General features: G+C 69.8%; 7 protein-coding genes. 3 read left to right on the forward strand and 4 right to left on the reverse strand.

Going from position 1 to position 9,441, the window contains the following annotated elements; all coding sequences use genetic code 11:
- Positions 1-95: 95 nt before the first annotated feature.
- Both ACFYX0_RS34480 and ACFYX0_RS34485 read right to left on the reverse strand, forming a co-directional pair.
- Entirely contained in the window at positions 96-1,505 is a 1,410-nt protein-coding gene (locus tag ACFYX0_RS34480; RefSeq protein ID WP_388976417.1) for a hypothetical protein, read from the reverse strand.
- A gap of 62 nt (positions 1,506-1,567) precedes the next feature.
- Positions 1,568-2,557 (reverse strand): CHAP domain-containing protein, encoded by a 990-nt coding sequence (locus tag ACFYX0_RS34485; RefSeq protein ID WP_388976420.1) that lies wholly within the window; start codon positions 2,555-2,557, stop codon positions 1,568-1,570.
- Positions 2,558-2,723: 166 nt separating this feature from the next.
- Here ACFYX0_RS34485 and ACFYX0_RS34490 point away from each other — a divergent pair, with 166 nt between their 5' ends.
- The 3 genes from ACFYX0_RS34490 (at position 2,724) to ACFYX0_RS34500 (ending at position 7,612) form a co-directional block, all read left to right on the forward strand.
- A complete protein-coding gene (locus ACFYX0_RS34490; protein WP_388976423.1) occupies positions 2,724-4,997 on the forward strand; it encodes a protein kinase in 2,274 nt (757 codons plus the stop codon).
- 112 nt (positions 4,998-5,109) lie between these two features.
- Complete coding sequence (locus ACFYX0_RS34495) at positions 5,110-6,273, forward strand: NlpC/P60 family protein (protein ID WP_388976425.1); 1,164 nt, start codon at positions 5,110-5,112, stop codon at positions 6,271-6,273.
- A gap of 112 nt (positions 6,274-6,385) precedes the next feature.
- Positions 6,386-7,612, forward strand: a complete 1,227-nt coding sequence (locus ACFYX0_RS34500; RefSeq protein ID WP_355924387.1) for a hypothetical protein — start codon at positions 6,386-6,388, stop codon at positions 7,610-7,612.
- Positions 7,613-8,442: 830 nt separating this feature from the next.
- Here ACFYX0_RS34500 and ACFYX0_RS34505 read toward each other — a convergent pair.
- Complete coding sequence (locus ACFYX0_RS34505; RefSeq protein ID WP_388976427.1) at positions 8,443-8,868, reverse strand: winged helix-turn-helix transcriptional regulator; 426 nt, start codon at positions 8,866-8,868, stop codon at positions 8,443-8,445.
- 234 nt (positions 8,869-9,102) lie between these two features.
- Positions 9,103-9,441: enoyl-CoA hydratase/isomerase family protein (locus tag ACFYX0_RS34510; RefSeq protein WP_388976430.1), on the reverse strand; the 339-nt coding region annotated here is incomplete at its 5' end.

The following is a 9,441-nucleotide window of genomic DNA, read 5'->3' on the forward strand; positions in this document are numbered from 1 at the left end:
CCCAGTGCCCGGAGGGCAACAGAACCCCGCGGAGCGACGGGCGACGGTAGGACGGCGCCCCTGAGAGCTCGCTATCCGGGGCGGGGGAGAGGGGGTTACCAGTTGGGGCCGATGGTGGGGGGTTGGGTGGGGGTGTTCACGGTGATGTGGAAGGTGTTGCTGTAGGCGTCCATGGGGGCGTAGCAGAGGTACCAGGCGCCTGGTTTTTTGACCGATGCAGGGATGGCGTCGGTGCAGTCGCCGCTGATGGTGCCGGCGGCGTAGGCGTGGCCGTTCGTCGGGTTGAGGGTGAAGACCGGTCCGCCGCTGTCGCCGTGGGTGGCGGTTTGCTGGCCTGCGGGGACTTCGGCGGCGATCAGCCCGTGCACGGCGTAGGGCTGGTCGTTGTCGTCTTGGTAGGTGACGGAGATGCCGGTGGCGGCGATCTTCAGTCCGCAGGCGACCCCGGTGGCGGATCCGGAGACGCACACGGTGTCGTTGATGCCGGGGTGGGAGATGCCGTCGACGGGCTTGAGGAAGGTGCGGCGAGTGTCGACGGTGCCGGGGTGGGCGACGGGCATGCCGTCGCCGAGCCGCCAATCGCCTTGGAAGGCGTTTGGTGCGCCGCCGCCGTCGAAGAGTGTGTTGGTGCTGGGTGCTTCGATCATGGCGATGTCCTGGCTGGCGTCGGCGTGGGTGAAGGTGCCGACGGTGGTCTTGTCGTAGTGCCAGTTCCCGAAGATGTCGGAGGTGCCGTTGTGCTGAGCGTGGAACGTGGTGCGGCCGATCGCGGCGCAGTGTCCGGCGGTGAGGAGGTAGGTGCGGTTGTCCACGGTGCTGTGCACGCCGAAGCCGGTGGTGCATCGTCCGATGCCGCCGTCGTGGGGGCCTCCGTTGACCTGGTAGTACAGCGAGCCACCGCCGGCGAAGGGGGACTGGTCGTTGTTGCGGTCCAGGCCGGCGGAAACGTTCGCATCCTGGGTCAGGGGGATCTTGACCGGTGTGGTCGCCTGCTGCGGTGATGCGGGAGCGTCGGTGCAGGGGCCGACGCGGGTGGTGACGTCTGCGCCGGTATCGATCCAGGCGTCGGCGGCGACGGGGACGGACCCGTTGGGCAGTTGGGGGATGCCGGGCCCGCTGAGACGGTCCCAGTAGGAGTCGGTGGGTCCGCCCCGGGCGCCGAGGCCGGGGACGGCTTGGCCGATGTAGTAGCAGTCGATGGTGACCTGGTTGGGGCTGGTGAGGGTGTGGCCGGTGGCGGGGAGCTGGGTGGAGGGGTGGGGCGTCGTCTGGGGGTTGTAGGCGCGGATGGTGAGGGGTTGGGTGGCGAGGACGGTGCCGGTGGTGGTCTGGCGGGCGGCGGCGGCGTTCTGTGTGGTGAGGGTGGTGGGGGTCTGCGCATGTCGCAGTTCGGCGACGCCGAACAGGGCCGCGCCGGCGGTCGTGAGGGCGAGGGCGGCGGCGATGCCGTGCCGGGTGGTGCGGTTGACCTGGTGGAGCCTTTCGGGCGCCAGACGGATGGCCATGGTGTCCTCCGTTGATCCGTGTGTGTGGGAGTGGTGTCGGTTGCTTGCAGGTGTGGCTCGGGTCAGCAGCGGGGGATGCCGGGGCTGAAGCCGTCGATCGTGGGGGTGTCGATCCAGTAGTCGGTGGCGTAGCCGCCGTCGGCGAGGCGATCCCAGACGGTGCTGCTGTCGCCGGTTCCGAAGACCCGATCGCCGGTCGTTTGGCAGGTGACCGTGACGGCCGTGTGGGCGGCAAGGCGGGCACGGATGGGGGCGCTGAGGGTGGGTGCGGCGCGTTCACTCAGGCCGGCGGGTGCGTAGACGTGGAAAACGTGGGGGCGCGGCTGCTGCTGGGCGGCGGGGGCAGGCCGCTTGACCGGGGCAGTGGTCTTCGGCGTCATCGTCAGCGGCTTGACGGAGGGGCGGGGCGTTGAAGGGGAGGGCGGGCGGAAGTGGATGAACTGCAGCTGCGCGGTGGGCACGGTGTGCTGGCTGTAGGCGTGCTCTTGGTAGTTGTCCCAGGCGTCGCGCCAGTTGTAGTCCTCGACTAGTGCCGTCCCGGCAGGGCTCACGGACAGGACGACGGCCACGTGCCCCAAGGGCCCGGCGTTAGCGGTGTTGGGCGGGAAGACCGCGACTGAGCCGGGGGTGGGGGTGGCGTCGACAGGCAGTCCCAGCACGTCCGCGTTGTCGGCCCAGTGCCAGGCGTAGCCGAACAGACCGCCGTGGTAGCCGTTGGTGAAATCGGGCACGCCCAGGTGTTGGCGGATGCGCCAGGCCACGAAGGAGGTGCACTCGCCGGTGAAAAAGCCCCATCTGTCGAGGGAGTCGGCATGCGGCGCGCCGGGCCGAGCGGGGTCGGCGGGGTAGTCGTTCGCCGCGTAGTCGGCCGGAGCCGCCTGGAGCACGACGCTGGACGGGGCGTCGGCACCTGGCCGCATCACGGCGATCAGGACCGCGAGCAGGCTCGCGGTGACCAGGGCCAGGGTCCACTCGCGCCCGCGCCGACCGAAACCAGGCGGCGTCTTGCGGCGGATGGACCGCAGGGTGAGTGGGCGCGCCACGATGCGCATGGGGAGGTCCTCCATTTCCTTGGTGAAGCCCTGTCATGCGGCTTCGCCGACTGGTTGACTCCCGTGGTACGGCGCGGATTGTTGACCAGCGACCCCTTGGTGTTCAGCGGCGGTACGTGGTGGTCAATCTCGGGCCGAGACAGTGGTGTTCAAGGGGGCGGGAGACGTGGCTGTGGGCAGGCCGGAAAAAGAGATCAACCCGGACGAGAGTCGGCTGCACCGGTTCGCTTTCGATCTGCGCGAGTTACGCCGCCAGGCGCCGGGCGCGCCGAGCTATCGCAAGCTGGCTGCCAGGGCCGGCTTCTCCCCGGCCTCGCTGTCGGCGGCTGCCTCCGCAGACCGGCTCCCCTCGCTGGATGTGACCTTGGCCTACGTCGGGGCGTGCGGCGGTGACATGGAGGCCTGGCGGCAGCGCTGGGAGGAACTGGCTGAGCAGCTGCGCGCCACCCATCCCGGCCTGCTGCCGCCCGATGCCGCACCGCAGGCCGCATCGGTACCGGCTGCCCCGGACGGCGACCCGGACGAACGCGGGAGCCCGCAACCGGGTCTGGTGCCGGGTGCGGTGGTGGGGGAGCGGTCGGCGTCCGACCCGGTTCTGGCCGGCCCGTACCGGCTGGTGGGGCTGTTGGGGGCCGGGGCCATGGGCCGGGTGTTCCTCGGGGTGGCCGACGGCGAGGAGCAGTTGGCTGCCGTGAAGGTGGTGCGCCCTGAGCTGGCTGATTCCGCCGCTTTCCGGCGCCGGTTCGCCCAGGAGCTACGTGCCGCACAGAAGGTGCACGGCGGTGCCGTGGTGCCGGTGCTGGCCAGCGACGGGCAGGCCGCGCAGCCGTGGCTGGCCACCCCCTACATTCCCGGTCCCACGCTGCAGGAGGCCGTCGAGGTCTTCGGGCCGCTGCCGCCCACCTCGCTGCGGGTGCTGGCCGCGGGCCTCGCCCGGGCGCTCGCCGACATCCACGCCGCCGGCATCGTGCACCGGGACTTGAAGCCCGCCAACGTGCTGCTGTCCGCCGAGGGTCCGCGGGTCATCGACTTCGGCATCGCCCGCGCCGCTGACGCCAGCCGACTGACCGTCACCGGTGCCCAGCTGGGCACCCCGTCGTACATGGCGCCAGAACAAGCAGAAGGCACCACGGAGGCCACGCCGGCGACGGATGTGTTCAGCCTGGGCGCGACGCTGGCGTACGCGGCCACCGGGCGGCCGCCGTTCGGTGAGGGCTCCACCAGCGCCGTGCTGTACCGGGTGGTCCACCACGAGCCCGACCTTGAGGGCCTGACCAGCGTGGACAACAATCTGGCCGCCCTGATCGAGGACTGCCTGAACAAGAACCTCAACCAGCGGCTCGCCCCGGCCGACGTCGTCTCCCGCATCGATGCGCCACAGGTCGGGGGATCAAGCGGCTGGCTGCCCAAGGCCCTCGCTGGGGATCTTGCGCGCCGCGAGGCCGAGGCCCGCGATGCCGCCTCCCGTGCCGTGATTCCCGCCGACCCTTCAGCCGGTCAGCTCGCCGCCACCGGTGCGGGCAGTGCCGGCCACACCAGCGGGGCCGTGGTGTCGCAGCGGCGGGGGTGGCTGACCGGCGCGGCCCTGCTGCCGGTCGTCCTCGCGGTGGCCACCGTGGTGGCCTTGATGATCTACGGTGGAGGGTTCGGGAAGCAGGCGATCACCCTCAGCCCGAGCCCCAGCAAACCGGTGGCGCCCCTCCCGGGTCAGAGCACAGGGGCGTCCGGCGGCTTCAGCTCCGGCCCGCCCTTCCCTTCCCTGTCATCCAGTGGCGGGACGCCCGCGGTGCCGACCAATGGTGGCCTGACCGGAGGAAGCGGCGGAGCAACGGCAGGTGGCACCGAGGGCGGCATCGTGGGCGGCTCCGGCGGCGGCACGTCCGGTGGGACCACCCGCACGGGCGGTGGGACCACCGGCACGGGCGGTGGGACCGCCGGCTCGGGCGGAACCAGTTCGGGCGGCACCGGCAGCGGGGGTACCTCCGGAGGCGGTGCCAACTCCGGGCTGCGCGACCCGGCCCCGACCTACAACTGCGGCTCCGGCGCCAACGGCTGGGGCTGCCAGGGACAGGATCCGTTCAACAGCGGCTGCTCCCACATGAACGCCTACCGCGTCCAGCGCGCCGAGGCCGACCGAAACGGAGTCGTCGGCTACGTGGACATCTACTACTCCAAGACCTGCGGCACCAACTGGGCCGTCACCGCCTTCAAGCCCGACTACAAGGGCCGCGTGAAGATCACCAACGGCAGCTACACCAACTGCTACCCGGGCGACTGCACCTCCATGGGCACCTGGCAGACCTGCACCATCACGCCCGGGATGACGTGCACCTGGACCAACATGGCCTACGGCGCCAACACCTCCGTCACCGCATCCGGGCGCATCCAAGCCCCCGATGGCTGGACCAAGGACCTGTCGGTCACCCCGCCCACGTACTGACCGTCACCAAGCTGACCAGCCAACTAGTCAACAAAAGCCCCTGGCTGGTCAAAAAATCCGGCCCTGAACTGGAGTCGCACCCCACCCGCCGACCCCGGTTCAGGAGACCGCCATGCCCGCCACCTCGCCGCACAGGCGTCCGGCCCACCGACCCGCTCTGCCGGCTGACGCCGCACGGCTCCTCGGCGCCCTCCTGGCCACCCTCACCGTTCTGATCGCCCTGATCGCCTGCACCACCACCAGTAGCAGCTCGGCCGCCACATCCCGGCACACCCCTGCCACGGCCCGGCCGGCCCCCCTCACCACCCCGGTCCCCGCACAGCCGGCCGCGCCCGCCCATGCCACGGCTTCCTCCACCGGACATCCCACGAAGGTTCTGCTACGGGGCGGCGACACCCTGTGGGCACTGGCCCAGCACTGGCACACCACCGTCGCCACCCTGCAAACCCTCAACCACCTCGGGCACTCCACCCTCATCTACGCCGGCCACCACCTGCTGCTGCCCCCCACCCGCACCCCAGTCACGACGATGCCGTCGGCGCCCGCCCGCAGCCAGGCGAGCACCAGCACACCCACGACCCGTGACCGGGCCGGCCTGGCCGCAGTCGGCTTTGCACAGCGGCAGCTGGGCGTCCCCTACCAGTTCGGCGGCACCGGAAAGCACGGGTACGACTGCTCCGGCCTGGTACAGGCCGCCTGGGCCGCGGCCGGAGTCGACCTGCCGCGCCCGACCTACATCCAGGCCACCACCGGGCTCTCCGTCGACCGCAGCCACCTCCGTCCCGGGGACCTGGTCTTCACCGATCACCTCGGCCATGTCCAGCTCTACGCCGGCAGCGGCCACGTCATCGAAGCCGCCCACACCGGAACCACGGTCCGCTACGCCCCACTGCCCCCACCGGATGCCGTCGACACCTACCGTCACCCCGGCACCGCATCCGCCCCCCACTCCGCCATCACCATCGCGCCCATCCACACCCCCACCCATCCCACCGACCCTCCACAGCAGCTCGCGGCCGCCATCTTCGGCACCCAGTACGGCTGCGCCGCACAGATCATCGCCCGCGAATCCAGCTGGGACCCGACCGCAGCCAACGCCTCCTCCGGCGCCTACGGCCTCGGCCAGGCCCTGCCCGGGGCGAAGATGGCCCCCTTCGGCGCCGACTGGAGAACCAACCCCGCCACCCAACTGCACTGGATGCGCGCCTACATCGACGCCCGCTACGGCAACGCCTGCAACGCCTGGGCCTTCTGGCAAGCCCACACCTGGTACTGACCGCCCCGCGCCCACCCCGTGGCCTGCCCAGCCCGAAGCCCCCGACATCCCCGGGAGCACCCCGTGGTGCTTCGTTCACCCGGCTCGTCCCACTCAATCAGGGAGACTCACCATGCCCGGACTCTTCCGACGCCGCCCGGCACCTCGCCCCACCTGGCGTGCCAGCGTGGCCGTCCTCGCGGCCGGAGCCATCGCCGCCACCGGCGTCTACCTGCACACCGTCGGCAGCTTCGCGCCGCACAGCAGCGACACCATCCGCACCGTCGCCAACGACGCTTCCACCGCCTCCTACAACGGCATCGTCAACAACGCCGGCAATCCTCTTGCCGTTCACGGCTATCCCTCCGGCGCTGTGATCAACCCCAACGGCCCGGCCCTGACCACCAGCCTGCCCACCGTCGGACAGTTCCCGGACGGCACCGAGGTCCACATCACCTGCTACCTGACCGCCCACACTCCGGTCAGTGGTCCCGAAGCCGCTGGACCCGGCGGCACGGACCCCTACTGGGACCAGATCGACGCCGCCAACGCCGGCATGCCCGGCCAGCTTCCGCTCGGCGACGTGGTCGTCGTACCAGACGCCTTCGTCCACACCAACGCGCCCGTCAACCAGACCGCTCCGCCGTGCGAGGGCCCCACCAAGACCACCACCGGCGGCGGCCACGACCCCCGCCTCGACCAGGGCACCACCGGCAACAAGAACATCGCCACTCTGGCCGCCACCCAGCTCACCGACGGCGACCCGGTACAGCACTCCACGGACATCCCGGCCACCTGCTCGGTCGGAGACATCCCCCTGGACGCCCTCACCTGCGGCGGCCCGGTGAAGTACCTCGGTCTCGTCGTCAAGTACGCGAACGAGGCAACCATCGACCCGCGGTTGATGATGAACATTTTGCGCAACGAAGACGGCTGCCACTTCCCCGGCATGCCCCACACCGCGTGGTGCGAAGAGCTGCGGTCCCACCTGCCCACCAGCCTGGGCATCGCCAACATGCGCCAGAATGCGTTCACCCAGGCCCAGCAGCAATCCGAAGGCCTCCTCGCGGGCCGGACCTGGCAGGACCTCGCCCACGACCCCGCCCTCGACGTCGAAGCCGAGGCCTGGTACCTCAAGGCCCTGGAGACCCAAATGCCCGCCACTTGGCCGACCGCCTACGCCCGGGACGAACTGCTTGCGATGGCCTATAACGCCGGGGTCGACAACATCACCCCCATCATCAACGGCAGCCAGTCCCCCGGCACCAACGCCCAGAACTACCTCAACGGGATCCGCAGCAACTGGGACCGCACCGACCAAATCATCTGCCGCTCCGGAGCACTCACCTGCTCCCTGTGACCAATGGCGGCGCCACCCGAGACCGTTGCTGGAGACGGTGTGCCCAGGGCTCCGGGTGGCCCCCGCCGCGTGATAGCCGCTCGGTTTCCAGACCTACCCCCGTGGTTGAGGGGGACCCGGCAAGTTTGCCGGGTCCCCCTCAACCACGAGCAGCAGAAGGTTGAAAGCCACACCCGACGCCCCTGGGTGGGCCAACCATACGAAGGGCTCGCTCATCCCGATCAACAAGGTAGGGACCACTGACCGTGTTCGGAAAGACTCGTCTAGTGCCGAGGGACTTGAGGTGAGCGAGACGCACCAGACCGTGTTCGGAGTCCGCCTCGGCGGCCACCTCCTGACCGGCGAGGTGCAAAACCTCCAGTCTTGAAAGCAATCGCGCAAGCCAGGACATTGGCGGCGGTTCGTGGCCGAGCGGATGGCTCTGCCAGGTTGTTCGAGGCGTGCCGGTACGGTGATCTTCGGCTTGGGACGTCGGGAGTGGGGAGGGGGCGACGGTCGAGGAGTACGCCGGCCCACCACAACGAACATCGGCCTCATCGATCCCTCGGGCAGCGACGCCCCGACGGTGTCGGCGCGCCCGAACCGCCCCCCATCGACGGCCCGTCGCGCATCCTCCAGCGTGACCGCCTCGGCGGCCTCATCCATGAGTATGTACAGGTCGCATAGGGTGACGGAGGTGGTCGGCACGCATACGGTTCGCGGCCTTCCCGGAACGCCAGGGGAAGCAGATCCAGTCCACAAATGCACTGGAGCGGAACGCCTGGGCGCAGTACCTGCCGTTCCGACGCGGATCTGCCGAATCGCCCGCAGGGCCAACGTGAGCGAGAGCGTCAACACCCGCAGCAGGGGGACGGTCGGCCAGGTTGAACGCTCACCATGTCGAGATCCGTGTTGGGGATCTCACGACCATCGGTGTCGGAGATGAGGCCGACGTGCACGGAGAGTCCGGACGAGCGTTGGCGGCGTAGGACGGCGGGTCCGGACGGACGTGGGCAGTGGCGGTCCCCCCACTGTTGCAGGGCGGCAAGGACGATGAGCAGTTCCTCGCCGGCTGGTGTGAGGTGGTATCTGATGCGGTTTCTGCTGCCGGGCTCCTGGTGGGTCTGCTTTCGCAGGACTCCGGCGTCCACCAGCTTCTTCAGGCGGGTGGTGAGGAGGTTGGATGCGACTCCCAGTGCTGACTGGATTTCGGTGAAGCGGTGTCTTTCGCTGAAGATCTCGCGGATGATCAGCAGGCTCCAGCGCTCGCCGAGCACGTGCAGACTGCGTTGTATGGAGCACCACGGTTCGTCGGATGCCATACCTTCCTCCCTTCTTGCCAGTCGGCCGGACCCCCAGGTGGGAGACTGCCCGGGGCCCGGCCAGGACTGGTCACGGCACGTCCCACGTCGTCGGCCCGCTGACGTGCGGTAGCGGCCTGCTCGTGGACCTTGGGGCCCTGATTGGTTCTGCACCCGTCCTGGAACGCTCCGGGTGCTGTGTTGCGGGCGTCAGTTTCGGTTGCTCTCCGCGACCTGCTTGCCGAGGTCGAGTTCGACGCCGTCCGGCTTTTGCAGGCCATGTTCGAAGAGGCGCCGTACGCGGTGTTCGTTCACCGGCCGTCCCACCGTTTGGAAGTAGGCGGACAGGGCGGATCCGAACTCTTCGTCCGGAATCGAGGTGCTCGCGTCGATGAGGGCCTTGGTTCCGGCTACGGCGACCTTGTCGAACCCTGCGATACGGCGGGCGAAGGAATCGACGAAGTTGTCCAGCTCGCCCTCGGGAAGGACGCGGTTGACGTAGCCGTACTCTGCCGCCAGGTCCGCCGGGAAGTCGTCGGCCCCGAGCAG

It is taken from the genome of Streptomyces sp. NPDC002573 (genome assembly GCF_042889625.1).
Taxonomy (GTDB): Bacteria; Actinomycetota; Actinomycetes; order Streptomycetales; family Streptomycetaceae; genus Streptomyces; species Streptomyces gibsoniae.